This is a genomic window from Pseudomonas tolaasii NCPPB 2192, assembly GCF_002813445.1.
In the GTDB taxonomy this organism is placed as follows: domain Bacteria; phylum Pseudomonadota; class Gammaproteobacteria; order Pseudomonadales; family Pseudomonadaceae; genus Aquipseudomonas; species Aquipseudomonas tolaasii.
In genome coordinates, this window is record NZ_PHHD01000001.1 from 5,921,439 (window position 1) to 5,946,750 (window position 25,312).

The window sequence follows — 25,312 nt, forward strand, 5'->3', positions numbered from 1 at the left end:
TTTGCACCACGGCCGTCCACTCATCACACTGACACCGCAGCCCACCCACTACAGAGGTCCAGATGCCCGCTCCATTGCTCAAGCCAGCCTTGCCAGGTATTGCTCTGCGGCGTTGGCGGACGCTGCACCGCGTCAAGCAAAGCCATGCCGCGCAGATGTTCAAGGTGACCCAATCGACCATTTCGCGCTGGGAAAGCGGCGCACTGGCCATGGACCCCGATGCGCACCACCAGCTTGAGCGTTTGTTGGCAGCGCGCCTTGAAGCGGCTGCCGATCATGCGCTGGCCCGCCTGGTCGGGGAGAGTTCGCGCCCGGTGCATCTGGTGTGCGACCTGACCCATCGCCTGCTGGCGTGTTCGCCTTCCCGCGCCGCGCAATTCAGCAGGCCGCTGGGCGAATTGATCGGGCAGTCGCTATGGCACTTCGCAACGCCTGAAATCGTGCAGGTTGAGGCCGCGCTAGAAACCGCCGGTTGGCGCGAAACCCAGGCGCCACCGGCGCTGGAGTTCATGACCGGCCGCAACGCCTCCAGCCTCGTGCCCATTCACCCCGGCCTGTGCCGCTGGACGCGCCTGGTGTTGAGCGATGGTAGCGCCGCGCGCCTGGTCGAGACGCTCTGACAGCCTTCTGCGCATATTTTATGCGTGGACGAGCCGCGCCCTGGCACCTAGGCTTTACGCTTTAAGACGTGGGCAAGCGCATGGACATTGAAAAGATCAAAGGTCGCCTCGACTTTCTGCGCGAAGCGGAAAAACTCAAGGACGTGCTCAGAAGCGCCCACACGGCGTCCGGGCGCACCGAAAGCACGGCTGAACACAGCTGGCGCCTGTGCCTGATGGCGATGGTGTTCGCCGATGAACTGCCTGGGCTCGACCTGCTGAAAATCCTCAAAATGTGCGTCATCCATGACTTGGGCGAAGCCCTCCATGGCGACATCCCGGCGGTCAGCCAGGCAGCATTTCCCAACAAGGGCGAGCAGGAGCGCAATGACCTGCTGGTTCTGGCCCAGCCCCTGGACCGCCCCCTGCGCGATGAAATCCTGGCACTGTGGGACGACTACGAAAACGCAACGTCACCCGAAGCCAGGGCTGTCAAGGCCATGGACAAGCTGGAAACCCTGCTGCAACACACCCAGGGGCTGAACCCGCCCGATTTCGACTACGCCTTCAACCTGGCTTACGGCAAAAAACACACGGATGCCGAACCAATCTTCGAGAAGCTGCGCCATCTCATCGACAAGGCCACTCAGGAGAAGCTCGACGCCACGCCTTAATTGATCAAACGGGTCTGGCCGCGATCGCCTCCACTTCCACCAGAGCCCCCGGCAAAGGCAGCGCCACCACCTGCAACGCCGTGCGCGCCGGTTTGTTCGGTTGCTGCGGCGTGCCAAAAAACTGCGTATACCCCGCCTGCAACCCGGCGAAATCCAGCTTGCCGCCGGTCTCTTCGGCACCGACCAGAAACACCCGCAACTGCACAATATCGCCCAGGTCCAGATCCTGCTGCCGGAGGATTTTGCGCAGTTTGTTGAACACTGACACGGTCTGCACTTCGGTGTTGCCATACGCCGCCGGAGTGCCTGCCGGGGCGGTTGCATCGTGGAGGTCCGGCAAGGTGCCGCTGACAAAGATCAGGCTGGCGGATGCCGGAACGGTGACGGTCTGCGAGATCGGAAAATCGCCGACGCTGGTGCGTTGAATGCTGTCGCTCATGGTGGTGCTCCTTAAGAGGCGGCCACGGCCGCAAGATGTCGTTGTTGAGTCACGCGCTCGGCCAGTTGCCCAACCACATGGCGCGCCGAATTGGCCGCCGATTCCTGCCAGATACCCACCCCGCTTTGCACCAGGCCGTCACCGGCGAAGTACACGCGGCCGTGGCCGGCTTCGAGCAAAGCGCTGGCATCCGCCGGGAAGTGTTCGCGTTGCAGCCACGGGCCTTCGCTGTAGGGGATTTGCTCCCAGGACACCGCCAGGGGGTTGCGCAAATGTTTCGAGTAGCCGGGGTGCAGCAGCTCCACGGCCTCTTTTGACGTGGCGTACTGCCGGGCGAAGGGTTGTGCGCCAAACACATCGGCGCCCTCCCCGGTCACGTAGCCCGCCACCAGCAAGCCTTCGCGGGTGTTGAGGTCGTTGCTCGGGTACCACAGCAGGCGCGCCGGGTGTTCGATCCAGGACAGGCCGCCATAGGTGCGGTAATCGGTTTCCCAGAAACGCGGCGATTGCCACGCCACTTTGGTGGCCTGGTCGTTGCGGGTGCTGAGCAGCGCGGCCTTGATCGGGTCGCTGAAGTCGGTGTCGAGCTTGGCCAGCAACGGCAGTGGCAATGTCGAAACCAGATAATCGGCGCGTACCACCTGTTCGCGGCCGCTGTGCTTATCGTGGTAGGTCACCGCCACGCCGTCGTCCAATTGGCGGATCCGGCGCACCTGGGCGCCCAATTGCACGTGATCGCGCACGCGGCCATAGAACGCGTCGGTGATGCGGTCCATGCCGCCGACCGGCTGGAACATGGTCGCGGAAAACTCCGGGAACTCGGTGTGCAATAACGCCCCCCAGAGTTCCGGATGCAGCAGGCGCTCCAGCGCCAGCGGGCTGCGACGGGCAGGCAATGCGCCTGGATGTGCCGGCGACTCCAGGTGACCGGAACGCAGACTGCCCTCAAATGCCAGTTCCTGGGACAAATCACCATACACCTGCAAAAACGCCAGCAAGCGTGTGCGTTCTTCGCTGCTCAATACGTCATCAAGGGCATCACGCTGCACCGCCTTGGCGAGCAAGCCGGACAGGTGCCCACGCGCGTCATTGACTGCCTGGCCGACAGTGAACGCCGGTTGCTGCAGATCCGGGCGCACCTGCGCGCCATGGCTGCTGTTGACCAGCACTTCCAGCGGCACGCCCAACTCGCTGCAATAGTCGAGAATCGTACGGTGCTGGCTCGGAATCCTCGCCGGGCCGGCGTTGAAATACAGGCCGCTGTCGAACGCCACGGTTTGCGTGCGCCCGTCCTTGTAGTCCACACGGTCGCCATGGCGCAGGGTCCAGGTGCGCCCGCCCACGCGGTCGCGGGCTTCCAACACTTGCACGGTGAACCCGGCGCGGGCCAGTTCCAGGGCAGTAACCAGCCCGGCAATTCCGGCGCCCAGCACCAGCACGCGGGTGCCCTGCCCCAGGCCTTCCTTGAGTTTCAGCGGCTGCGGGCGACGATGCGACGACGGCCCCAGCCCCAATGCCCCCAGCGCGTCCTTGACGGCCTTCTCACCGCCGACCGCGGCGATGCTCGACAGCGCTTCACGGCGTGTCAGTCCCATGTTCGGCACTCCTTAATCCGGCAGGCCCGGTGGGTTGATCAGCGACGTGTCGACGCGCTCGATATCCAGGCCCCAGCGTTGCAGCACCTGCTCGTATTGGCCGCCGGCAATCGCGCCTTCCAGGGCGGTGTGAATCGGCTTGACCAGGCCGTTGTCCTTGCGCGTGGTCACGGCGATATCCGCCTTCAACGGCCAGCCACCGTTCACCGTGCCCACGAGCCTGATGCCACCCGTTATGGCGGCGGAATAGGCGTAGACCGAGTTGGGCCCGAACAGCGCATCGCTGCGCCCCGACTGCACCGCCAGCTGCGCGGCGGCCTGGTCGTCGAAGTACTGCAACAGCGCGGGTTTGAGGCCCGCCTTTTCATTGGCCTCGTTCCAGGCGAGCAAGACTTTTTCCTGGTTGGTGCCGGAGCCGACGATGATCTTCAGCCCAGTAATGTCGGAGGCCTGTTTGATCTCGGTGATCTTGCTGGTGCTCTTCACATAAAACCCGAGCACATCCTGGCGATAGGTGGCGAAGTCAAAACGCTTCTTGCGCGCTTCGGTCACGGTAACGTTGCTGATCACCGCGTCGTACTTGCCGGAGCTGACGCCCAGCGGCCAGTCTTCCCAACTGGTTTGCACCACGTTGAGTTGCAAGCCGAGGCTGTCGGCCACCAACTGCGCGGTGTCGGCTTCGCTGCCGATGGTGGTCTTGTCGTCGCTGGCCAGCAGCGCCAGGGGCGGCCCGGCCACGCCGGACACGGCCACGGTGAACTTGCCCGGCTGGGCGAACTTGAAGCCCGGCGGGATCTGCGCGATGGCAGCTTCGTTGCGCGGCACATGGATGCGCGGACGGTCGGGGCTGAGGTCAACCTGTTGCACGGCGAAAGCACTTTGCGCGGTGCTGACAGCCAGCGTCAGCAGGGCCATACGGGCAGTAGAAACAAACATGGCAGTCACTCCTTGAACTAAAGCACCTTGCCGAGAAAGGCCGCGGTGCGGGGATGTCGGGGTTGGCGAAGAATCTGTTCGGGCGGGCCTTCTTCGATGAGTTGACCGTCGCAAAGGAACACCACGTGGTCAGCCACTTCGCGGGCAAAGCCGATCTCGTGGGTCACAATCACCAGGGTCACACCCAGCCGGGTCAGGCCCTTGATCACGTCGAGGACTTCGCCCACCAGCTCCGGGTCGAGGGCCGAAGTGGGCTCATCGAACAACAGCACTTTGGGGTCCAGCGCCAACGCGCGGGCAATGGCCACGCGCTGCTGCTGGCCGCCGGAGAGCTGCCGCGGGTAAGCGTCCACTTTGTCGGCCAGGCCGACTTTGGCCAGCAGTTCGGCAGCCTTGCCCTGGGCCTCGGCCTTGCGCCAGCGTTTGTGGGCCAGCGGCGCTTCGGCGATGTTTTCCCAGGCGGTCAGGTGCGGGAACAGGTTGAAGTTCTGGAACACGAAGCCCACGTCGATGCGGCGCTTGAGAATCTCGCGCTCCTTGAGTTCGTAGAGCAGGTCGCCCTTGCGTCGGTAGCCGACATATTCACCGTCAATGGTGATGTGGCCGCTGTCGATTTTCTCCAGGTGGTTGATGGTGCGCAGCAAGGTGGATTTGCCCGAGCCCGACGGCCCGAGAATCACCGTGACCTCCCCGGGGGCGATGGTCAGGTCGATGTCTTTCAACACCTGCTGGTTGCCAAAGCGCTTGCCCACGCCCTGGATCTGGATGCGGCCGGCGCGGGCTTCACTCATGGGTGTTCTCCTTGAGCCAGCGGCGCAGGCGTTGCAGTGGCGTGGGCGGCAACACGCGTGCGGTGCCCCGGGCGAAATGCCGCTCGACGTAGTACTGGGCGCTGGTCAGCACACTGGTGATGATCAGGTACCACACCGTGGCGACGATCAGCAGCGGGATCACCGCCTGGGTGCGGTTGTAGATGACCTGCACGGTGTAGAACAGCTCCGGCAGCGCCAGCACGTAGACGATGGACGTGCCCTTGACCAGCCCGATGATTTCGTTGAAACCCGAGGGCAGAATCGAGCGCAAGGCTTGCGGCAGGATGATGCGAAAAATCCGCCGTGAAGCCGGTAACCCGAGGGCCGCCGCCGCTTCATGCTGGCCGGCATCCACGCCGATCAGGCCGCCGCGAATGATCTCCGCCGCATAGGCCGCCTGCATCAGGCTCAGGCCCAATACCGCCACAGTGAACTGGCTGAGCACGTCCACTGTGGACCACTCAGCGAACACCACCGACGTGAACGGCACGCCGAGCACGATGTGGTCATACAGGTAAGCAAAGTTGTAAAGGATGATCAGCACCAGCAGCGCCGGCATCGAGCGGAAAAACCAGATATAGCCCCAGGCCAATGCCGAGAGCAACGGCGAGCCCGACAACCGCGCCAGCGCCAGCCCGGTGCCGAGAATCGCACTGAACACGGTGCTGAGCAGGGTCAACAACAGCGTTTGGCCCAGGCCGCGCAGTACCGACGGCGAGAAAAACCACTGGCCGAACACGCCCCACTCCCAACGCGGGTTGGTGGCCAGGGAATGGGCGATGGCCAACAGCACCAGCGCGGCAAAGATCGACCCCGCCCAGCGCCAGGGGTGCCGCGCGGGTACTACTTGCAGAGCCTTGATGGGCGTTGAAACGCGGGCCTGGCGAACCGGGCTGACGTCTTCGATCAGGTCATAGGATTTGGCGACGATAGGCATGGTGCACTCCTCGGCCTTAGAAGGCATAGGTCAAGCGGGTGTAGTAGTACCCGCCGGTAAAACCGAAGGGCGAATAAGTGCCGTAGCTGGCAACCATGGTGCTGCTCGGCACGCCTTGTTTCCTGGGGTACTGGTCGAACAGGTTCTTGGCGCCGATGGCGATGTTGAGGTCTTTGGTGAGGTGGTAGCCAAGGTCGAGGTCGGTGATCCATTTGGCGCTGTAGATACGGTCCAGGCTGCGGTCAGCGGAGACGTTGACCTCTTTGTAAGCGCCGTAGCGCGTCAGGGCCAGGTTGAGGGTGAAGCGGTCGATGCTCCAGTCGCCCCCCAGGATCAGCTTGGTTTTGGGCTGCACGTCGGTGATCAGGCCGCGGGCCTGGCGGTCCAACAGGTCATAGGCGGTGCCAAGGATCGTGGTGGATTCCTTGTAATTGAGGATCTTCGTCTGGTTCCAGTTGAACGCCGCCGTCCATTTCAGCGAGCCGAACCGGCCGAGGTCCTGGTGGTAGTTACTGACCAGATCCAGGCCTTTGGTGCGGGTGTCGGCACCGTTGATGAAGTACTGCCCGCCGGAAGTGGAGTTGATGCCGCTGTTCTGCAGCACCTGGGTGATTTGCGGGCCGAGCAAGGTGCCGGTCAGCGTGATGCGGTCGCGCAGGTTGATCACGTAGGCGTCGGCGGTGAAGTTCAGGCGGTCGGTGGGCGTGAGGGTGAAACCAAGGCTGAAGTTGGTCGAGCGCTCGGGTTTCAAGTCCTGCGCGCCCAGGGCTTTGGCGGCCGCCGAACCGACCGGCAACACGCCGTAGTTGATCGACTGATACACCCCGTCCACCACGCCATAGGTGGTGGAGCGCGCACTGAACAGGCTGTTGGCCAACGACGGCGCGCGAAAGCCATTGCTGACCGTGGCGCGCACGGCAAATTGCGGGGTGAAGTCGTAGCGCGTGGTCAGCTTGCCGCTGCGGGTCGCGCCTACGCCTTCGTTGTAATGCTCATAGCGCAAGGCAGTGCCCACGTACCAGTCCGGCAGCGGGTTGAAGCCGGCATCGATATAGCTGGCGAGGCTGTTGCGCGAGGCGCTGCTCTCTTCAGCCGGTGAAATGCCATTGGTGACCTGCGCCCCGGACGACGCGCAATTGCCCGGCGCCACGCAGTAGCCGCCGTTGGCATAGGACGCGTAGTCACCGGCCTGCACCTCATAGGTGTCGCGCCGGTGCTCGAAGCCGTAGCTCAGGTCCAGCGGCTTTTGCAGGCCGATGTCGAAGCCGCGCTTGAAGTCGAGGTTGGTGGTCAGCTCGGTGGAAATCCAGGTGCCGGAGGTGAAGCTGTTCGGCGTGTATTCGCCCAAGGACGGGTTCTGGTTGTGGGTGGTGCCCTGCTCCGCCTCGTTGCGCCCGTAGGTGGTGGACAGGTCCCAGTCCCACTCGCCGACGGTGCCTTTGCCGCCGAACGCGGCCTGGAAATCGTCCTCGTCGATGTACCAGGTGGGCGTGTAACCGGCCGGGTAACCGTTGGGGCCCGTGGTAATGGTGTTGGTGATGGTCGGCAGGCGGTAGTTCTGCCCCTGCTCGGCCTTGCGGCGCGAATAGGTGGTGAAGGAATACAGGCTGAGGCTGTCATCGATCGGCAGTTCGGCGTTGTAGCCCAAGGTCAACAGGTTGGTCTTGGGCGTGCCGTAGCCGCCGTAAGTGGCCCTGCCCGCCTGATTGTAGGCTTGCGCATAGGTGTAGCCATTGGCGCTGGCTTTGTTGTCATCGTTCTGGCTGCGGGCATCCAACGCCAGGTGCACAATGCCGCCATTGCCGATTTCAAACCCCTTGTTGAGGCTTTGCTGCACGGTTTGCTTCTTGCCGTCGTAACCCTGGCCGACGTTGGTCACCGAGGTGCCGCTGGTGTCGGCCTTGAGGATTATATTGATCACCCCGGCGATGGCGTCGGAGCCATATTGGGCGGCGGCGCCGTCGCGCAGCACTTCGACGTGGTCGATGGCGCTGATCGGAATCAAATCCAGGTCAGCCGGGGCCGCGCCGGTGTTGATGCCATTGATGTTCAGGGTCGCGCTGGTGTGGCGGCGTTTGCCGTTGACCAGCACCAGCACTTCAGCGGAACTCAAGCCTCGCAGGTTCGGCGCCCGCGCGATGCCACTGGCGTCCCAACCGGTTTTTTCCGGCAGGGTCAGCGACGGAATCACCGCGCTCAGCGCTTCCATCAAACCGGGCTTGCCGGTGCTTTGCAGTTGCCTGGCGCTGACCACATCTATCGGCACCGGGCTGCTGGTGACGGTGCGTTGTTCGGCGCCACGGTTGCCGGTGACCACGACGGTGGACAGGGTGCTGTCGTCCTGGGCCTGGGCGGTGTTTGCCAGCAGGGCCAGCGCCAGGGCAGCGGTGGGTTGCAAGACTTGCTTCATTAGCCACTCCAAACGTTCCAAATCGCGAAGTCGGGCAGCCACGCAGGGGCGCGCGGTGCTCGGGGTTTTCCAAGGGTTTCGGCGATTGGGAACTAGGTGTGGAGCGAGTGCGGGGTTTGAATCGGCAACATACGTTGAACTCCCTTCCAACGATTCTGCCGCGGGGCCTTTACCCGGTTATGGCGCGCAGAATCTGTATCACGCTGGGTACCATCCGAGGTCAGGGGTAGGCTGTTGCGATCAAACATAACGGAATGAATTTCAAAAATATAATGCTATTTGGACATAAGCTAATATTCTTGCAATTCATTATGTGTTGCGATTGTTATTCGAATGCGTAATGTCTTTTTGAGATTGGCTGGGGCTACATCCGTTATTTGAGTGATGGTTGAGAGGTACTCCCCCCAACCACCCGATCAAAGCGTCATCGCTGCCAACCACCCAAACGCCAGCAACGGAAGGTTGTAATGCAAAAAGGTCGGCACCACCGTGTCCCAGATATGGTGATGCTGCCCGTCAATATTCAACCCGGAAGTCGGTCCCAGCGTCGAATCAGAAGCCGGCGACCCCGCATCACCCAACGCCCCCGCCGTGCCGACGATGCACACAATGGCCAACGGACTGAACCCCAACTGCACACACAACGGCACAAAAATCGCCGCCAGAATCGGCACGGTCGAAAACGACGAACCAATCCCCATGGTCACCAACAACCCCACCAGCAACATCAACAACGCGCCCACGCCGCGGCTATGCCCGATAAACGCCGCCGACGCTTCCACCAGCGAGCGCACGTCACCGGTGGCCTTGAGCACTTCGGCAAACCCTGACGAAGCAATCATGATGAAGCCGATCATCGCCATCATCTTCATGCCTTCAGTGAACAGGTCATCCGTCTCGCGCCAGCGCACGATGCCCGACACCGAAAAGATCAGGAACCCGGCCAGCGCGCCGATGATCATCGAGTCCAGCCACAGTTGAATGATGAACGCCGAAGCAATCGCCAACCCTGCCACCAACAGGGTCAGCGGGTTGTACTGCACCGCCACTTGCTCGACCCGCTCGATTTTCTCCAGGTCGTACACGCGTTTTTTGCGGTAGCTGACAAACACCGCCACCAGCAGTCCGAACACCATGCCCAACGCCGGCAACCCCATGGCGTGAGTGACGTTGACCTGGCTGATGTCCACGCCGCTCTTGGCCACGTTGGCCAGCAGGATCTGGTTGAGGAAGATATTGCCGAAGCCCACCGGCAGGAACATATAGGGCGTGATCAGGCCGAAGGTCATGACGCAGGCGATCAGGCGACGGTCCAGCTGCAACTTGGTCAGCACGTAGAGCAGCGGCGGCACCAGCAACGGGATAAACGCAATGTGAATCGGCAGGATGTTCTGCGAAGCAATCGCCACCACCCAGAGCAGGCCGATCAGCAGCCATTTGACGTGGCTGCCGCCAGTGGCTTCCTGGCGATCCACCAGCAACAGCGCCTTGTCCGCCAGGGCGTGGGCCAGCCCCGATTTGGCAATCGCCACCGCGAAAGCACCGAGCAAGGCGTAGGACAACGCCACCGTAGCACCACCCCCCAAACCGCCGTTGAAGGCTTTGAGCGTGGCCTCGATCCCCAGGCCACCGGTCAACCCGCCAACCAGGGCGCCGACAATAATGGCGATGACCACATGCACGCGGGACAGGCTGAGCACCAGCATGGTGCCGACCGCGGCAATGACTGCGTTAATCATGGTTACCTCAAGCAGAAACATAAAAAACAGGCATGCCCGCGCCCCGGCGGCCAGTGTGGCTGCCAGCGTGCAGGCTTGAAGGAGGTCTTATTAGAGGGCGCGCACTGTGCCGCAGGCGGGCCAACATGTCAAAAAACGGCGCCGCTTTCAGGTTTAAATTGATCGTTTGAATAAAGAAAATTCAAAAGAAGCCGATAACCTGATTCTCTGTGTTTTCAGGTTAAGGATGCCCCTCGATGTCCGTCAGACAGCTCTCCATTCAATGGAAAATCACCCTGCTCGCCGGCCTTTGCCTGCTGGGGATCGTGACCCTGCTGGTGGGTCTGTCGTTGTATCGCATGGAACAGAGTTCACAACAGGTCAAGGCGTCCAGCATGCAGATGCTCGACGAGGCGGCCCAGGCGCGCATCGAGGCCCAGGGCGAAGTACAGGCACTGGGCATTCGTCAGCAGTTCATGGACGCCTACCAGTACGGCCACGGCTTTTCCCGGCAGGTGCTGTTTTTGCGCGAGCAGGCGGAAAAACGCTTTCTCGACGCTTTCGACACCCGTGAAGACCTGACCCGCCAGGTCAAGGCCGCCCTGCAAGCCAACCCTGACCTGTTGGGTTTGTCACTGGTTTTTGAAGCCAACGCGCTGGATGGCAAGGACGAGCTGTTCGCCAACCAGGCCGAGCTGGGCAGCAACGACAAGGGCCGCTTCGCCCTGTACTGGTCGCAACCCACTCCAGGCAAGCTGGAGTCGATGGCGTTGCCGGAAAGCGATATGGCCGACACCCGCGTCGGCCCCAGCGGTGAAAAGGCCAACGCCTGGTTCACCTGCCCGCGCGCTACGCTCAAACCCTGCGTGATCGAACCTTACTTCTATGTGATCAACGGGCAAAACGTGCTGATGACGAGCATCGTGTTTCCGCTGATGGTCAATGGCAAAGTCATCGCCTCGCTGTCGGTGGACATCAACCTCAACAGCCTGCAGGCCGTGAGCCTGCAGGCCAGCCACAAGCTGTATGACGGCCAGACCCAGGTCAGCATCCTCAGCCCGACCGGCGTGCTCGCCGGCTACAGCCCGGACGCCGGCAAGCTCAGCCAGCGCCTTGATCAGGTCGACACGGCCAGTGGCGCGCAACTGATCAGCGCCCTGGCCGACGGCCTCCAAACCCGCAGCCTGCGCACCGATCACCAACTCAAGGTGCTCGCGCCCTTCACGCCCATTCCGAACGGCAAGCCGTGGGGTGTATTGCTGGATGTGCCGGAGAACGTCCTGGTCGCCCCGGCCGAGGCACTCAAGGCCAAACTGGATGCCGACAACACCAGGGGCACCGTGCTGGAACTGAGCCTGGGCCTGCTTGCCGCCGTAGTCGGTTTGATGCTGGTGTGGCTGATGGCGCGCAGCGTAACCCGGCCGATCCTCGGCGTGGCCCGCATGCTTGAAGACATCGCCAGTGGCGAAGGCGACCTGACCCGCCGCCTGGCTTACGACAAACACGACGAACTGGGGCAACTGGCCGGCTGGTTCAACCGCTTCCTCGATAAACTGCAACCGATCATTGCGCAGGTCAAACGCTCGGTGCAGGACGCCCGTGGCACTGCCGATCAATCCGCCACGATTGCCACAGAAACCAGCGCCGGCATGGAACAGCAATACCGCCAGGTCGATCAGGTGGCCACCGCCTCCCACGAAATGAGCGCCACTGCCCAAGACGTGGCACGCAGCGCGGCCCAAGCCGCACAGGCCGCCCGCGATGCCGACCAGGCGACGCGCGAAGGCTTGACCGTGATCGGCCGCACCACCGCCAACATCGAACACCTTGCCGCAGACATGAGCACCGCCATGGCCCAGGTTGAAGGCCTGGCGGCCAACAGCGAGAAGATCGGTTCAGTGCTGGAAGTGATTCGTGGTATTGCCGAGCAGACCAACCTGCTGGCGCTCAACGCCGCCATTGAAGCCGCCCGCGCCGGCGAGGCTGGCCGAGGGTTTGCGGTGGTCGCCGACGAAGTGCGTAACCTGGCGCGGCGCACCCAGGAGTCGGTGGAAGAAACCCGTCTGGTGATCGAGCATTTGCAAAGCGGTACCGAGGAAGTGGTCGGCTCCATGGGCAACAGTTATCGCCAGGCCCAGGACAGTGTCGAGCAAGTAGGTCAGGCGGTGACCGCCCTGCGCCAGATCGGCGATGCGGTCACGGTGATCAGCGACATGAACCTGCAAATCGCCAGCGCCGCCGAGGAGCAAAGCGCCGTGGCCGAGGAGATCAACAGCAACGTGGCGACGATTCGGGATGTGACCGAATCGCTGTCGGAACAGGCAAACGAATCGGCGCGGGTGAGCCAGGCGCTGAACAGCCTGGCAAATCAGCAGCAGGGGTTGATGGACCCGTTCAGGGTTTAATGCGGCTGTGTGGGAGCTGGCTTGCCTGCGATGCAGACACCACGGTGTTTCGGGTGTACGGCGGTGATGCAATCGCAGGCAAGCCAGCTCACACACAAGCGGGCCCCAACGTTGTTGTGAGTGTCAGCGCTTGGGCAGCTCAATCAATGCTTTCAACCCACCCAGCTCACTTTCCTGCAACTGCAACACCCCGCCCCACACCTCGACAATATCGCGCACGATCCCGAGCCCCAGGCCGTGGCCGTCAATCTGTTCATCCAGGCGTGTGCCGCGGCTGAATACCAGGGCACGTTGGGTTTCGGGGATGCCGGGGCCGTCGTCCTCAACCTCAATGATGTAGCTGTGCGCCGTTTCGTGGATATTCACGCGGATTTCAGCGTCGGCCCATTTGCAGGCGTTATCCAACAGGTTGCCGAGCAGCTCCAGCAGGTCTTCGCGGTCCCAGGGCAACTGCAGGCCGGGGGTGACATGCTGGCTTAAATCCAGATGCTCACCATGGATCATGTTCAGGGTCGCCAGCAGGCCGGGCAGTTCCTTTTCACAGTCAAACAAGGCGCCCGGCAGGGTTTCACCGGCCAGGCGGGCGCGATTGAGCTCGCGGTTAAGACGCTGTTGCACCTGCTCCAGATGATCACGCAGCAATTTGGCCAGCTCCGGATGGTCCTTGAGCTGCTCGCTGGACGCCGCACTCAGCAACACCGCCAACGGGGTTTTCAATGCATGCCCCAGGTTGCCCAGGGCATTGCGCGAACGCTTGAGGCTGTCTTCGGTGTGGGCCAGCAGGTGGTTGATCTGCGCCACCAGCGGCTCCAGTTCTTGTGGCACCTGAGTGTCGAGTTGCGAACGCTGGCCCTGTTGCAGCTGGGCAATCTGGTTGCGCGCGGTTTCCAGCGGGCGCAAAGCGCGGCGCACAGTGACCCGTTGCAGAATCAATACCAGCAGCAATGCCGCCAGCCCAATCACCAGCCCAATCTGACGCATCAGGCGAAAGCTGTCCCGCACCGGCGTGTAGTCCTGAGCCACACTGATGGAAATCGCTTGGCCGAAGCGCTTGTAGTCTTCACGTAAGACCAACAGTTGCTGCCCTTCCGGCCCGAGCTGCAAGTTGCCCTTTATCCCCGCCTCCGGCAGGCGCGGCAGGTCCTGGTCCCACAAGGAGCGGGAACGCCAGTGTTTGTCGGCAAAATCAATACGAAAATAGTGACCGGAAAAGGGTCGTTGATACGCCGGTGATAACCGCTTTTCGTGCAGTTGCAACCCGTCGGGCCCACGCACCAAGGCCACCAGCAGGTTCTCGCTGTCATTGCGCAAGCCCGCTTCCAGATAGCGCTGCAAGCCGGCTTCGAACAACCACAAGCTGGTTTGCGCCAGCACCACGCCGACGATCACCATCACGCTGATCAGCCCCAGGCTCAGGCGCCGCTGGATCGACCTCATGCAGTGCCGGCGCCAAAGCGGTAACCCTGGCCGCGCCGGGTCTCGATCACGCTGCGCCCCAGTTTTCGGCGCAGATGATTGACGTGGACTTCCAGCACATTGGAGTCGCGCTCGGTCTCGCCGTCATACAAATGCTCGGCCAGGTGGCTTTTCGACAAGATCTGGTCCGGGTGCAGCATGAAGTAACGCAACAGGCGGAATTCGGCGGCGGTCAGCTGAATCTCCGCGCCATCGCGCAGCACGCACTGGCGGCCCTCATCCAGATGCAGGCCGGCGGCTTGCAGGGTGGGCTGGTTGGCATGGCCATGGGAGCGTCGCAGCAAGGCCTGGATACGCAGGTGCAGCTCTTCAGGGTGAAAGGGTTTGCTCAGGTAATCATCGGCGCCGGCCTTGAGCCCTTCGATGCGCTCGGCCCAGGAATCCCGGGCCGTGAGCACCAGCACCGGTGTGACCAGTGCGGCAGCACGCCATTGCGCCAGCACGTCCAGCCCCGGCAAGCCGGGCAGGCCGAGGTCGAGGATGATCAGGTCATAAGGTTCGCTGCGGCCCTGGTACACGGCATCGCGGCCGTCGGCCAGCCAATCGACGGCGTAACCCTGGCGCTGCAGGCCCGCCAACAGCTCGTCGGCCAGCGGCACGTTGTCTTCCACCAGAAGCAGGCGCATCAATCGTCTTCCTTGTCTTTGAGCAATACACCGGTTGTAGCATCCAGTTTGATTTCGCGCACCACCCCTTCGGTGGTGACCAGCTCCACCTCATAGGCATATTGGCCGTGCTTCTTTTCAAGCTCGGCTTCCAATAGTCTCGAACCCGGATAGCGCGCCATGGCCTGCTGCAACAGTTGCTCGAGCGGCAGGATCACACCCTGCTGGCGCAAGGCCAAGGCTTCATCCTGATTGAGGTCGCGGGCGGCAAGGCCTGAGCAAAAGGCCAGGAGCACCAGCACCATCACACTGCTGGCGCGTCGATATACCGTCATTACGTTTCCTGATGATTCTTGAGAACGTGCCCGGTGAGCGCGTCCAATTCGACTTCCCACTCGATGCCGTCAGCATCTTCCAGTTCAACTTGGTACAGATAGTTGCCGTACGCCTCATCCAGGTCGGTGTCCAGCAGTCTGGAACCGGGATGCAGCGCCAGAGCAGCCGCTTCCAATTGATCAAAGGCAACAATTGTAACAGTGCCAGGCAATTTCAGCGGTTTGTCGGGGTCCGTTGCTTGGGCCTGCGCCGCCATGACCGCGATGATACCGGCGGCGACCAGCGCTGTGAGGCGCTTCATGGTGAGTCTCCGTTTCAGGATGTTTTTCCTACGACGGTCACGGTAACCGTCGCAACTTAACTGAAACTGAATTGCCACCATGGCAATTTCCTATAGGCACATTCACCCATCACCGTACGACTTTTCCTATACTGCCCCGCTCGTTGCAAAAGAGACCGGTATGACTGCCATCCACATCAAATTTCCCGCCTTGACGCTCAAGGCCGGTAAACGCGCCTTCACACGCATCCGTGAGAAAGGCCTGACACCTGCTGAGGTGGGTATCCTTCCCGGTGCCGCCGGCGGGCCCAAGGCGCTGGGCATTCAAGGCCTGGACCTGGCGTTGTTCGGCGACTGGTTGCCCCGGGCGCGCCGCGAGCGCGCACTGATCGGTGCGTCCATTGGTTCCTGGCGCTTTGCCAGTGCCTGCCTGCCCGACCCGGTGCAAGGCCTGCTGGACCTCGGCCGCCTGTACAACGAACAGCGTTTTGCCAAAGGCGTGACCATGGCAGAGGTCAGCCAGAGCTGCCGGCGCATGCTCGATGAGCTGCTGGCAGGCCGTGATGCGCGAGTGCTGGATAACCCCGACTATCGCCTGAACATCATGGTCGTCAAAAGCCACGGCCTGCTCGCCGACGACCACCGCGGGCGCCTTGGCCTGGGTTTGTCATCCGTAATCGCCGACAACCTGCGCGGCCGCGCGCGGCTGTCACGGCATTTCGAACGGTTGATCGTCCACGACCCGCGCCAGTCGCCGCCGGTGCATGAACTGAAGGATTTCCCTTCGCGCTTCCTTGAACTGGAACTGGGCAACCTGCGCCAGGCACTGCTGGCCTCGGGCTCGATTCCGATGGTAATGCAAGGCGTGCGTGACTTGCCGGGTGCGGGCGCAGGCACTTACCGCGACGGCGGCCTGCTGGACTACCACCTCGACCTCCCTTACCACGGCGATGACATCGTGCTTTATCCGCATTTTACCGACCGGGTCATCCCCGGCTGGTTCGACAAGGGCCTGCCGTGGCGGCGCAGCAATCAACAGGGTTTGCAGGATGTGTTGCTGTTGGCCCCCTCCAGGGAATACCTGGCGCGCCTGCCTCACGGCAAACTGCCGGATCGCAGCGATTTCAAGCGTTTCATGGGCGATGACCCGAGCCGAAACAAATACTGGCAAACCGCAATGAGCGAGAGCCGGCGCCTGGGGGATGAGTTCCTGAAGTTGGCGGATAACGGTCAATTGAGCGAACGCTTGCACGCACTTTGACCCAGCGGTATGCGCGGCGGGGGATCAAGCTGTTAAACTCGCCCCCTGCCAGACACCTGACCGAGCTGAAAACACTGTGGAAATCTTCAAGGAATTTACATTCGAATCCGCCCACCGCCTGCCCCACGTACCGGAAGGCCATAAATGCGGGCGCCTGCACGGGCATTCGTTCAAGGTGGCGATCCACTTGAGCGGCGACCTGGACCCTCATACCGGCTGGATTCGCGACTTCTCGGAGATCAAGGCGATTTTCAAGCCGCTCTATGAGCGCCTTGACCACAACTACCTCAACGATATTCCAGGCTTGGAAAACCCGACCAGCGAAGTGCTGGCCAAGTGGATCTGGAATGAGCTGAAGCCTTTACTGCCGGAACTCAGCGCGATTCGGATCCACGAGACGTGCACCAGCGGTTGCATCTATCGCGGCGAGTGATCCACCGCACTGAAAAAACCACCCTCGCGGTGGTTTTTTTATGCCCGGCTAACTTACAGTCTTCATTTCCTGCCCAAGAGCGTGCCGCAATGTCTAGCTCCATACGCCTGGCGACTGTGGGCGATGTCGCCTCAATTGAGGCCATCGTCGAAGCGGCTTACTCGCCTTACATAGAACGGATCGGCCGCAAGCCCGGGCCGATGCTGGAAGACTATCGCCAGCGTGTCGAAGCGGGCGGCGTGTACGTGCTCGACGATTCCGGTCTGGTTCAAGGTTTCGTTATTCTGCTGCAGGAAGACGGCACGTGTGTGTTGGACAACCTGGCGGTTGCTCCGACAGCCCAAGGTCTGGGCTTCGGGCGCCGGTTGATGGATTTTGCGCAACAGCATGCGAGCGACGCCGGTTACTCTGCTATCCATCTGTACACCAACGAAGCCATGACCGAGAACATCGCGTTGTACGCCAAACGCGGCTACCTGGAAACCCATCGCGCGTTAGAACACGGCCTGCACCGCGTGTACATGAGCAAGCGTCTTTAGGAGCAACCATGGAAAGTATCTGGCTGGCCCAGGCCAAGCGCTTGCAGGCGTTGGCGTCCACCGGGCTGCACTTTTGTACCGACGATTTCGAGCGAGAACGCCTCGAGGAAATCGCCGAGATTGCCCACAGCATGCTGGCACAATTGGCGGACGTTCCCCTGGAACGCATCACCGGGCTGGTGACAGATTTCGCCAAGCGCTATTCCACGCCGATGATTGATGTGCGCGGCGCGGTGATCGAGGGCGATCGTATTCTGCTGGTACGCGAATTGACCGATGGCTGCTGGGCCCTGCCGGGCGGGTATGCCGATATCGGTTTGTCGGCGGCGGAAAACATCGTTAAGGAGATACGCGAGGAAGCCGGGCTGACCGTGACCGCCCAGGCACTGTACAGCGTGACCCACAAAGCCAAGGGGCTGTATCGCCCGGATGTGCGGGACTTCTACAAACTGTATTTCCTGTGCGAACGGGTGGACCAACTCGCGCCCATGGCCGGGTTCGAAACCACCGAGGTGGGCTTTTTCAGTTTGGATGACCTGCCACCGCTGTCCCGTGGGCGCACCATCGAAAGTGACCTGGAGGCAGCGTTTGCCTTTCATCGCGGGGAAACCACCCGGACGCTGTTTGACTGACAAGAAAATTAACGCCTGATTGCTTCAAACCAAGAGGAACTTGCCCATGCATATCATCAACGCCCGCCTGCGCAACCGTGAAGGCCTGCATGATCTGCACCTGGAACATGGCCGGATCGCCAGTATCACCGAACAAACGGCAACACCAACGTTGACGGCAGATGACCTGGATGCTGCCGGCAATCTGGTGATTCCACCCTTTGTTGAGCCACATATTCACCTCGACGCCACCCTCACTGCCGGCGAACCGCGCTGGAACATGAGCGGTACGCTGTTCGAAGGCATCGAGTGCTGGGGCGAGCGCAAAGCCACCATCACTCGGGAAGACACCAAGGCGCGGGCCAAAAAAACCATCCAGGCCCTGGCCGCTCACGGCATCCAGCACGTTCGCACCCACGTCGACGTCACCGACCCGGACCTCACCGCGCTCAAGGCCATGCTTGAAGTGCGCGAAGAAACCACGCACCTGATCGACCTGCAAATCGTCGCCTTTCCCCAGGAAGGTATCGAGTCTTACCGCAATGGCCGCCAATTGATGGAAGCAGCCATTCGACTGGGCGCCGATGTAATCGGTGGGATCCCCCACTTCGAATACACCCGTGACCAGGGCGTGAGCTCGGTGAAGTTTCTTATGGACCTGGCCGAGCGCACCGGGTGCCTGGTGGATGTGCACTGCGACGAAACCGATGACCCGCACTCGCGTTTTCTTGAAGTGCTTGCCGAAGAAGCGCGCAGCCGCGACATGGGCGCACGCGTCACCGCCAGCCACACCACGGCCATGGGCTCCTACGATAATGCGTACTGCGCCAAGCTGTTTCGCCTGCTGGGGCACTCGGGTATCAGCTTTGTTTCCTGCCCGACCGAAAGCATCCATCTGCAAGGCCGTTTCGACACTTTCCCGAAACGCCGCGGCGTAACCCGCGTGAACGAGCTGCTCGACGCCGGCATGAACGTGTGCTTTGGCCAGGACTCTATCGTCGATCCCTGGTACCCGCTCGGCAACGGCAACATCCTGCGCGTGCTCGAAGCCGGTTTGCACATCTGCCATATGCTGGGCTACCGCAACCTGCAAAACGCCCTTGACCTGGTCACCGACAACAGCGCCAAAGCGATGGCCCTGGGTGATCGATACGGCCTGGAACCCGGCCGCCCAGCAAACCTGTTGATCCTGTCGGCAGACAGCGACTATGAGGTGATCCGCAGCCAGGGCCTGCCGCTGTACTCGATCCGCAATGGCAAAGTGTTGATGAAACGGCAACCGGCCCAGGTGGAGTTTTTGTAACCTGCCGATTCAAACAATTGAATCGATATCCAGCGTATAGACCCTCCCCGGCTCGTTGTGGGACGGCGGAGGAATACTGGCAAATTGGGACAGCTCGCGGTTTTCGCGATGGCTGAACCAGCGTTTCAGGCTGGGTTGCAGTTCCGTGGCATGAGCGTGGCTGCCGTAGACGTCGCGAGCTTCAAGGCGCCGCCATCGCAAGGTTTCCAGCCGCTGTCGACTGCTGCGCAATCGATCGACTTCAGCGTTCAAGGCCGGGTTATGTTCGTATTCATTGCCACGCTGATTGGGTGGACGACGGCGATCAAGCTCACGCCTTTTGTCACGCAGTTGCTGCGTCATCGTCTCAAGCGCAAGGTCAATCAGCTCAAACTCCCTCGACGTGACCAGAGGTCCCTGGCTTTCCACGGTTTGCTGCCAGCGTCTCAAGGTGGCCCAAGCGGCCGGAATATAGCTGGCCGTCATGAAATGTTCGCTGGCCTGAAACAGTTGTTTCAGCAGGTTGTCGCGGCTGGGCATATCGCCATGGAGTTGTACCGCACGGTTACAGCCCGCCTCCTGAATTGACTCACAACCGGGTTTCCACAACACCGAGGAACGGGTACCGTCCGGAAGTTTGATCGGCATGAAATGTTGTTGCTCACCGTGATGCCGATAGGGATTGCCGCCCACACGCACCAGACCCGAGGCAAACAAAAGGCCACCAGGGCCGGGCGCGCTGAACATCATTACCGCGCCTGGAATCCATAATTTGGCGGTGGTATTCATCCATGTTGCCGGAACGCTGGGGACGGGATCGTTGTGGTTGACGATACGGTGATGGACCAGGGATGACGCAGCGTCGGTGAAATCGGAATCGGCGGCGCGGGGGGCGCCGTAGGTGTAGAGGAGGATGTTGTAGTCGGTTTTGGGTGTTCGGCGTAGGCCTTCTGCAAGGAGCAAGGCAATGGCGCCACCCAGACTGTGGCCGCAAATGATAATGCGCTGCCCGAAGTGAAACTGGTCAAGGTATTGCAGTACGAATTTGCGCATCGCACGATAGGCCAGATAAAAACCTTCATGTGCTCGACCAGCACCCTCGGCAAAATCCACCTGATGGGCGTTTGCATCGCGCAATGCATCGGCACCACTGGCCGTACCTCGTACAGAAATCAGGATGACTTCATCGTGGTGTGTGATGAACGCCTGGGTATCGGTTCCGAACTTTTCATCATCGAAGAAATGCAGGTTTGCGGGATGCTCCTGCTGCTCCTCCAAACTCGGATGATTAGACGGATAAAGCTCGGGGTCAAAGGGCAGGATCTCAAAGCGCCGCGAGTAAGGAACGTCCTCATAAAGCGGGTAATAGCGCTGAGTTTGCTCCGGATCGATGCGCCAGGCCTCCTGAAACCCAGACAGCTTGTCGGCAAACAGATTGCCAACCGTTGGGTCCAGAGGAAACGACACCTGATCCTCAGGTTTTTGGGGTGGTTGCTGGCCAAAATTGCAGTAACTCAGAGCGGCCATCAGCGCCAATTGATACAGGTTCAAGGCGCAGAACTGATCGTCTGTAGAAAGTATCGGACGCAAGGCGCGTAAAGGCCGCACCTCCAGTACGCTATGTTTATTGGGAAACAACACGATGCCCGTCAGGCTGGGCTGAGGTGGGCCGAATCCCAGATCGGCCATCATCTTCAAAGCATGGCGTTGAGGGCTATGAGCTCTTGGAATTTGCGGAGGCAGATGCGCCACATGGCGTACCAGATCCCGTACTTCCACTTGATAAAACCGGTCTGCTTGCGATTGTGCGGGGTTGCCCTTTATACGTTGGCCATCCTCTGCAGAAAAGCGGGTTTGTTCAGCCCTGACTTGAAGTTCGGTGATGGGCAACCCGTAGGCTTCACGTGTTCGTAATCGGTGGTAAGGCGCCCGTTTTCCGGAATAAAGCTCATCCAATTTAAGAACGACAGGGCCGCAATAGAAACTTTCCAACTTTGCGAATCCATCTGCATTCAATCGGCCACTGTATTTTCGCCCTGTGCTGTCATGAACTGTATACGGAAGTCCGCCGTAAGCTTTTCCGCTGCCGGCTTCATCGACGAGGCAGAAACTCGTCCAATGCCCTTTCAACGCACACGCAGGCATCTTGTCACTGAAAAAAGGTTGTTTCCAAGCTTCCTGCTTCATGTTGACTCCTTGTTATTCGCATGTTGGATAGACGTCGCAAACGCGCCCATCCGGCATCGTTATCGGTTTGAATTCTGTGGTGTTATCTCCGCAATACGCGGACATATCCTCAAAGCTTTCACCCCGACAACGTTTCCATCCCCCCTTGACGGCTATCCAATTGTCGCCAAATGCAGGCTGCTCATCCTCCGTTACCCTCAGCACCAGCCTGAGCGTTCTCCCCCCCAATTGATCTCGCTGAGCCCCGCCACCCGGTTTAAATTTCTCCAGCATCCCCAGTTCGTCCAGCGCATTGCACCTCAGAATTTTCCTGATTGCATGTGAACGTCCCACCGTGCGGAAATGCCACCTGCATTGCCCCGTAAACGCCTGAACCCCGGTTTCAGGCATTCCTGGAAATCTCTCTGGCAAACGGTCAGAAATACCGATGCCAGCCCGATCCCCTCCTACGTCAGAATCACGCGTCCCCCACTTCGCATAAAACTCAAACTGCACACTCTTCAACACCGACGGGCAGCCCTCAATGGTTTCACTCAGCGGCAATTCGTAACTCACCCGGTTGGCCACCGGGTTCAACTCGGTAAAAAACAACTTCCGCTCCGGCCGTTTGCCCCGACGTACCGGCAAGGTGCAGGTTTCCCCGGTAGCGGGGCGGTAATTGGCCGCCGTTTTAAGCTCGAAGTTCGCCGGTAAATCCACTTCCAGCGTGAAGCGCTCAACCGGCTTTATCGAACACCCTGACAGCCATCCCATTCCGAGTGCCACCCATACACCAAGCACTCGCTTACTCATGTTTGCCCCCTGCCCTGCGCCAGTGCTCCAACACCCGTTCAAAATGCTCCTTTGCCGACTCGTCCGGCATCGGCTGCCACTGAATCGCACAGTTTCCCGTCGCCTCCTCCAGGCGGCGTACCACCAAAAATTCAAGCTGCTGCGGCCCACACCATTGCCAAATCCGAGCCTGCTCCAGCACTTGGCTCAACCAGATTCGGGGGTCTTGAAACTCGACCAATGCCGCAAGGCTCTCGCTGTGTTCGGTCAGGAGGAACCGCAGGACGTTGGCCTGGAGAATGGCCGAAGCCTGGGGATTCGGGGTGGTCAGCCAGGGCGCAGGAACAGGCACTGGGTATTCGCCCGGAGCAGGGTTTTCACCTTGGCACCAGTCGCCTTCGCGCCAATAGCAAACACTGACCAGTGGGCCGAGAAAGGTCGGCCAATGCTCACGGGGCAAATGGGCCAACGCCCGAGCAAGGGTGCGGTTATCGTGGAAGCGGTACATCGCCTGGCTTCCCTGCGGCCCAACCAGCAAGCGCTCGCGCCAATGCCGGACCACGCAAGACAGGTCGTCGTCCGGCAGGCTGCCCAACCACCCCCAGTTACCCTCGGGGTGTTGCAGCAGATCGACCAGGGCAGGTTCATCCAACCGGTCCAGCAACACGATCACCGGCCCGTCAGCCGCGAGCTCGGCCAATGCGGTTTCGCGATAGACACTGCAGTGCTGTGACAATGAACGAGCCGCCAGCAGCGGGTTACACGCTTCGTGCTGTCCCTCAAGAATCAAACACAGACGTCGCCCCGCCTGTTGCTGTTGAGCCATCCAACGGTTTGGCATGCTCTCCATCAAGCGGCCCTCCCGTTGCTATCACACAGACCTTCACGGCATTGCTCACACACCGGGCAAAAGTCCGCGTCCAACTGTCGGGCAGTCTCGAGAAGTGCGCCCTGCGTAGCAGACATTTTCGGAGGTTGCGCCACAAACGCCGGGCTCGCCGAGCGGGTAGCAGGCGGTGCGCCTCCCACCGTAATCGGCCTGCTGCTGAAAATGGCGCCTGCCTGGAGCATCAAATGCTCTCCGCCTGCCTTGAGACTCAGGTGCGCGCCACCATCGATCACCAGGCTGGCACCGGCTTTAAGGACAATCTGCTGCCCGGCCTCAATGACCAGGGACTGGCCGGCATACGTCTGGCCGCTACCTTGCACACTCAGTTGATCGTCGGCACCGAGTACGACGGTGCGCTTTCCAGTGACCTGATGGTGGTCCTCGCCGGTCACCTGAACCGTGTTTGAACCCTGAATGGTTTCACGACGCGCTCCCGCGACTTCCAGGCGGCTGTCACGCCCTACCTGCTGTTCCAAGTCGCGTTGGGCACGCAGAAAGATAAGCTCTTCGCCACGGCGGTCTTCAAGGTGCAGCTCGTTGGCGCCTGCGCCTCCCGGAGTGCTACGGCTGCGCAACACACTGCGCGTCTTGTGCAGGGGCAACGGGTAAACGGGCATGTGTTGCGCATTCGGCAAGCAACCGGTGATCAGCGGTCGGTCAGGGTCGCCCTCAAGGAAAGTCACCAGCACTTCCATGCCGACCCTGGGAATCAGCGTTGCACCAAAGCCATTGCCCGCCCAGCCGGACGCCACACGAACCCAGTAACTGCTTTTTTCATCGGTTGTGTCGCGCCGATCCCAGTGAAAACGCACCTTCACCCGACCATACGCATCGCAGTGGATGTCTTCACCTGGAGGGCCTGTCACTGTGGCGGTCTGGCTACCCTGGATGGTCGGTTTCGGGTGCCGGGTAGCCGGCCGATGCACCGCACGCCAGGGTGTTGCGGTAAATCGGTTGCGATACCCCTGGAATCTATCGGTTTCAACCACCGCCTCTTCCAGCACTTGCGGTTGATACCCCTCATGCCGCACTGACGTAAGCAGCCACAGGTCGTTACAAACGGGATCGGGATGGTCGTGCAGCTCAAGGAAGTGACCGCACTGCAGCACCGGCTGATCGCTTTTGCCCAACGCTCGATAGCGGTCGCTTTGATGGCGTTCATGGCCTCGCCTGGCCAACTGACGCCCGCGTTTACGATCAGTAAAACCCGAGGGATAACGGTAATCCTCCAGCAGATGTGCCGGCGCAGAACCCGCCCGCTCGTGCAGGCGCAACGAGGGGTGCTCGAAATCGTGATCACGGCGCACGGTCTGCTGGCTGCGGGTTTCCAGGCGTACGTCGAAACGCCGTATTGCTCTCGCACCGTCTGCCGGCCCCCCCACCGAGCAATAGCGTTGCGCGGGCAGGCGCCGGAACACCGTCTGGTCGTCACCGAACACCAGCAGGTGATTATCCGGGCTGTGGCGAAAGTGAAAATGAATGCCCTCTTCTTCGCACAGCCGCTGGATGAAGTGCAGGTCGGACTCGGCATACTGCACACAGAACGTGCGCGGCGGGTAAATCACCGGGCCGAGTTCAAAGGCATAGGCGTCGGCCAGAATGCCGTGGTGTTCAAGCACCTGGGCAATAATTTGCGGCACGGTGGCTTGCTGGAAAATCCGCTGGTCACACCGATGAGCCAGACACGCCAGCCGTGGTGCCAGTGTCAGGTGATATCGCGTGAGCCTGGCGTAGGGCTCATCCCGGCCAACGGCATACACCTGCCCATGCAACCCGGAATCCGCTTCACCGAAGTCGAGATAGACGGGTTGATGAAGCAACGTCTCCAAATCCAGCGACGGGTTTTCGCTGACGATTTGCAGTTGAATGAAATAAGGCTCATCAAGTACTTCGCTGCCATTAAAGTCGAGCACCTGAAAGTCGTTGTTTATTTCCGGAAGTATTAATTTAAAACGCGGTAGAACAACCCCTTCAACCATCCGTAGTGATCCGTTTTCAAAGAGAACCGAAAGGCTTTATCCCCAGATTCAAACAGCGGAAAAAGCGCCTGAACGCAGCAAAGCTTAGCGATTCAGGAAGGCGTTCGGCCCATGAAATAACGAAAAGGAAGTTTCGCA

23 protein-coding genes and 1 pseudogene are annotated in these 25,312 nt (G+C 60.8%); 9 read left to right on the forward strand and 15 right to left on the reverse strand.

The annotated features are described in order from the left end of the window. The first annotated feature begins 62 nt into the window (after positions 1-62). Positions 63-620 carry a helix-turn-helix domain-containing protein gene (locus tag ATI14_RS26890; protein WP_016971895.1) on the forward strand — a complete coding sequence of 186 codons (558 nt, stop codon included), beginning with the start codon at positions 63-65 and terminating at the stop codon, positions 618-620. A gap of 80 nt (positions 621-700) precedes the next feature. Next, positions 701-1,273, forward strand: a complete 573-nt coding sequence (locus ATI14_RS26895) for an HD domain-containing protein (RefSeq protein ID WP_016971896.1) — start codon at positions 701-703, stop codon at positions 1,271-1,273. Between the two features lie 4 nt (positions 1,274-1,277). On the opposite strand, the gene ATI14_RS26900 is transcribed toward ATI14_RS26895, so the two are convergent. The 7 genes from ATI14_RS26900 to ATI14_RS26930 form a co-directional block, all read right to left on the reverse strand. Further along, on the reverse strand, positions 1,278-1,712 hold the full coding sequence (locus ATI14_RS26900) for a RidA family protein (protein WP_016971897.1): 435 nt from the start codon (positions 1,710-1,712) through the stop codon (positions 1,278-1,280). Positions 1,713-1,723: 11 nt separating this feature from the next. Then, positions 1,724-3,307 (reverse strand): flavin monoamine oxidase family protein, encoded by a 1,584-nt coding sequence (locus ATI14_RS26905; RefSeq protein ID WP_016971898.1) that lies wholly within the window; start codon positions 3,305-3,307, stop codon positions 1,724-1,726. A gap of 12 nt (positions 3,308-3,319) precedes the next feature. Continuing rightward, entirely contained in the window at positions 3,320-4,243 is a 924-nt protein-coding gene (locus tag ATI14_RS26910) for an ABC transporter substrate-binding protein (RefSeq protein WP_031319929.1), read from the reverse strand. A 17-nt stretch (positions 4,244-4,260) separates the two neighbouring features. Continuing rightward, positions 4,261-5,034: an amino acid ABC transporter ATP-binding protein gene (locus ATI14_RS26915; RefSeq protein WP_016971900.1), complete on the reverse strand. Its 774-nt coding sequence runs from the start codon at positions 5,032-5,034 to the stop codon at positions 4,261-4,263. Next, positions 5,027-5,992 carry an amino acid ABC transporter permease gene (locus ATI14_RS26920; RefSeq protein WP_016971901.1) on the reverse strand — a complete coding sequence of 322 codons (966 nt, stop codon included), beginning with the start codon at positions 5,990-5,992 and terminating at the stop codon, positions 5,027-5,029. The genes ATI14_RS26915 and ATI14_RS26920 overlap by 8 nt, the downstream gene beginning before the upstream one ends. A gap of 16 nt (positions 5,993-6,008) precedes the next feature. Next, complete coding sequence (locus ATI14_RS26925; RefSeq protein WP_080520604.1) at positions 6,009-8,402, reverse strand: TonB-dependent receptor plug domain-containing protein; 2,394 nt, start codon at positions 8,400-8,402, stop codon at positions 6,009-6,011. Positions 8,403-8,818: 416 nt separating this feature from the next. After that, on the reverse strand, positions 8,819-10,138 hold the full coding sequence (locus ATI14_RS26930; RefSeq protein WP_165448269.1) for a Na+/H+ antiporter family protein: 1,320 nt from the start codon (positions 10,136-10,138) through the stop codon (positions 8,819-8,821). Between the two features lie 1,382 nt (positions 10,139-11,520). Between ATI14_RS26930 and ATI14_RS32035 the strand changes: the two are divergent. Both ATI14_RS32035 and ATI14_RS32040 read left to right on the forward strand, forming a co-directional pair. After that, a pseudogene (locus ATI14_RS32035) lies at positions 11,521-11,667 on the forward strand (HAMP domain-containing protein); the annotation flags it as partial. A gap of 102 nt (positions 11,668-11,769) precedes the next feature. Next, complete coding sequence (locus ATI14_RS32040; protein WP_370590142.1) at positions 11,770-12,525, forward strand: methyl-accepting chemotaxis protein; 756 nt, start codon at positions 11,770-11,772, stop codon at positions 12,523-12,525. Between the two features lie 123 nt (positions 12,526-12,648). On the opposite strand, the gene ATI14_RS26940 is transcribed toward ATI14_RS32040, so the two are convergent. The 4 genes from ATI14_RS26940 to ATI14_RS26955 are packed head-to-tail and all read right to left on the reverse strand — an operon-like array spanning position 12,649 to position 15,243. Next, entirely contained in the window at positions 12,649-13,962 is a 1,314-nt protein-coding gene (locus ATI14_RS26940) for a sensor histidine kinase (protein WP_016971905.1), read from the reverse strand. After that, complete coding sequence (locus ATI14_RS26945) at positions 13,959-14,627, reverse strand: response regulator transcription factor (RefSeq protein ID WP_016971906.1); 669 nt, start codon at positions 14,625-14,627, stop codon at positions 13,959-13,961. Before ATI14_RS26945 ends, ATI14_RS26940 begins: the two co-directional genes overlap by 4 nt. After that, positions 14,627-14,941, reverse strand: coding sequence for a PepSY domain-containing protein (locus ATI14_RS26950; RefSeq protein WP_016971907.1), 315 nt, complete (start codon positions 14,939-14,941; stop codon positions 14,627-14,629). The genes ATI14_RS26945 and ATI14_RS26950 overlap by 1 nt, the downstream gene beginning before the upstream one ends. Continuing rightward, a complete protein-coding gene (locus tag ATI14_RS26955; protein ID WP_016971908.1) occupies positions 14,941-15,243 on the reverse strand; it encodes a PepSY domain-containing protein in 303 nt (100 codons plus the stop codon). The genes ATI14_RS26950 and ATI14_RS26955 overlap by 1 nt, the downstream gene beginning before the upstream one ends. Positions 15,244-15,403: 160 nt before the next feature. Here ATI14_RS26955 and ATI14_RS26960 point away from each other — a divergent pair, with 160 nt between their 5' ends. From ATI14_RS26960 to codA, 5 genes are all read left to right on the forward strand, one after another. Next, complete coding sequence (locus ATI14_RS26960) at positions 15,404-16,483, forward strand: patatin-like phospholipase domain-containing protein (RefSeq protein WP_016971909.1); 1,080 nt, start codon at positions 15,404-15,406, stop codon at positions 16,481-16,483. A 76-nt stretch (positions 16,484-16,559) separates the two neighbouring features. Further along, complete coding sequence (gene queD, locus ATI14_RS26965) at positions 16,560-16,916, forward strand: 6-carboxytetrahydropterin synthase QueD (protein WP_003190259.1); 357 nt, start codon at positions 16,560-16,562, stop codon at positions 16,914-16,916. A gap of 89 nt (positions 16,917-17,005) precedes the next feature. Continuing rightward, entirely contained in the window at positions 17,006-17,455 is a 450-nt protein-coding gene (locus ATI14_RS26970) for a GNAT family N-acetyltransferase (RefSeq protein WP_016971910.1), read from the forward strand. A gap of 8 nt (positions 17,456-17,463) precedes the next feature. Further along, the gene (locus ATI14_RS26975; RefSeq protein ID WP_016971911.1) at positions 17,464-18,087 is read left to right on the forward strand and encodes an NUDIX hydrolase; all 624 of its coding nucleotides are present in this window, start codon (positions 17,464-17,466) and stop codon (positions 18,085-18,087) included. Between the two features lie 46 nt (positions 18,088-18,133). Continuing rightward, on the forward strand, positions 18,134-19,369 hold the full coding sequence (codA, locus tag ATI14_RS26980) for a cytosine deaminase (protein WP_080520606.1): 1,236 nt from the start codon (positions 18,134-18,136) through the stop codon (positions 19,367-19,369). 9 nt (positions 19,370-19,378) lie between these two features. Here codA and ATI14_RS26985 read toward each other — a convergent pair whose 3' ends face one another. Genes ATI14_RS26985 through tssI form a run of 4 tightly spaced genes read right to left on the reverse strand, consistent with a single transcriptional unit; the run spans position 19,379 to position 25,174 of the window. Beyond that, positions 19,379-21,535: a lipase family protein gene (locus tag ATI14_RS26985; protein WP_080520607.1), complete on the reverse strand. Its 2,157-nt coding sequence runs from the start codon at positions 21,533-21,535 to the stop codon at positions 19,379-19,381. Positions 21,536-21,547: 12 nt separating this feature from the next. Next, on the reverse strand, positions 21,548-22,327 hold the full coding sequence (locus tag ATI14_RS26990) for a hypothetical protein (protein WP_016970879.1): 780 nt from the start codon (positions 22,325-22,327) through the stop codon (positions 21,548-21,550). Continuing rightward, positions 22,320-23,156, reverse strand: coding sequence for a DUF4123 domain-containing protein (locus ATI14_RS26995; RefSeq protein WP_016970878.1), 837 nt, complete (start codon positions 23,154-23,156; stop codon positions 22,320-22,322). Before ATI14_RS26995 ends, ATI14_RS26990 begins: the two co-directional genes overlap by 8 nt. Further along, positions 23,156-25,174, reverse strand: a complete 2,019-nt coding sequence (gene tssI, locus ATI14_RS27000; protein WP_080520608.1) for a type VI secretion system tip protein TssI/VgrG — start codon at positions 25,172-25,174, stop codon at positions 23,156-23,158. Before tssI ends, ATI14_RS26995 begins: the two co-directional genes overlap by 1 nt. Between the last annotated feature and the right edge of the window lie 138 nt (positions 25,175-25,312).

Excerpts from the sequence above, each read along its gene's own strand:
- ATI14_RS26915 (WP_016971900.1), bottom strand. The coding sequence starts at position 5,034 with ATGAGTGAAGCCCGCGCCGGCCGCATCCAGATCCAGGGCGTGGGCAAG.
- ATI14_RS26895 (WP_016971896.1), top strand. The coding sequence starts at position 701 with ATGGACATTGAAAAGATCAAAGGTCGCCTCGACTTTCTGCGCGAAGCG.
- ATI14_RS26890 (WP_016971895.1), top strand. The coding sequence starts at position 63 with ATGCCCGCTCCATTGCTCAAGCCAGCCTTGCCAGGTATTGCTCTGCGG.
- ATI14_RS26995 (WP_016970878.1), bottom strand. The coding sequence starts at position 23,156 with ATGGAGAGCATGCCAAACCGTTGGATGGCTCAACAGCAACAGGCGGGG.
- ATI14_RS26920 (WP_016971901.1), bottom strand. The coding sequence starts at position 5,992 with ATGCCTATCGTCGCCAAATCCTATGACCTGATCGAAGACGTCAGCCCG.
- tssI (WP_080520608.1), bottom strand. The coding sequence starts at position 25,174 with ATGGTTGAAGGGGTTGTTCTACCGCGTTTTAAATTAATACTTCCGGAA.
- codA (WP_080520606.1), top strand. The coding sequence starts at position 18,134 with ATGCATATCATCAACGCCCGCCTGCGCAACCGTGAAGGCCTGCATGAT.
- ATI14_RS26960 (WP_016971909.1), top strand. The coding sequence starts at position 15,404 with ATGACTGCCATCCACATCAAATTTCCCGCCTTGACGCTCAAGGCCGGT.
- ATI14_RS26985 (WP_080520607.1), bottom strand. The coding sequence starts at position 21,535 with ATGAAGCAGGAAGCTTGGAAACAACCTTTTTTCAGTGACAAGATGCCT.
- ATI14_RS26925 (WP_080520604.1), bottom strand. The coding sequence starts at position 8,402 with ATGAAGCAAGTCTTGCAACCCACCGCTGCCCTGGCGCTGGCCCTGCTG.
- ATI14_RS26975 (WP_016971911.1), top strand. The coding sequence starts at position 17,464 with ATGGAAAGTATCTGGCTGGCCCAGGCCAAGCGCTTGCAGGCGTTGGCG.
- ATI14_RS26910 (WP_031319929.1), bottom strand. The coding sequence starts at position 4,243 with ATGTTTGTTTCTACTGCCCGTATGGCCCTGCTGACGCTGGCTGTCAGC.
- ATI14_RS26970 (WP_016971910.1), top strand. The coding sequence starts at position 17,006 with ATGTCTAGCTCCATACGCCTGGCGACTGTGGGCGATGTCGCCTCAATT.
- ATI14_RS26955 (WP_016971908.1), bottom strand. The coding sequence starts at position 15,243 with ATGAAGCGCCTCACAGCGCTGGTCGCCGCCGGTATCATCGCGGTCATG.
- ATI14_RS26905 (WP_016971898.1), bottom strand. The coding sequence starts at position 3,307 with ATGGGACTGACACGCCGTGAAGCGCTGTCGAGCATCGCCGCGGTCGGC.
- ATI14_RS26945 (WP_016971906.1), bottom strand. The coding sequence starts at position 14,627 with ATGCGCCTGCTTCTGGTGGAAGACAACGTGCCGCTGGCCGACGAGCTG.
- ATI14_RS26950 (WP_016971907.1), bottom strand. The coding sequence starts at position 14,941 with ATGACGGTATATCGACGCGCCAGCAGTGTGATGGTGCTGGTGCTCCTG.
- ATI14_RS26940 (WP_016971905.1), bottom strand. The coding sequence starts at position 13,962 with ATGAGGTCGATCCAGCGGCGCCTGAGCCTGGGGCTGATCAGCGTGATG.
- ATI14_RS26990 (WP_016970879.1), bottom strand. The coding sequence starts at position 22,327 with ATGAGTAAGCGAGTGCTTGGTGTATGGGTGGCACTCGGAATGGGATGG.
- ATI14_RS26900 (WP_016971897.1), bottom strand. The coding sequence starts at position 1,712 with ATGAGCGACAGCATTCAACGCACCAGCGTCGGCGATTTTCCGATCTCG.
- ATI14_RS32040 (WP_370590142.1), top strand. The coding sequence starts at position 11,770 with ATGGAACAGCAATACCGCCAGGTCGATCAGGTGGCCACCGCCTCCCAC.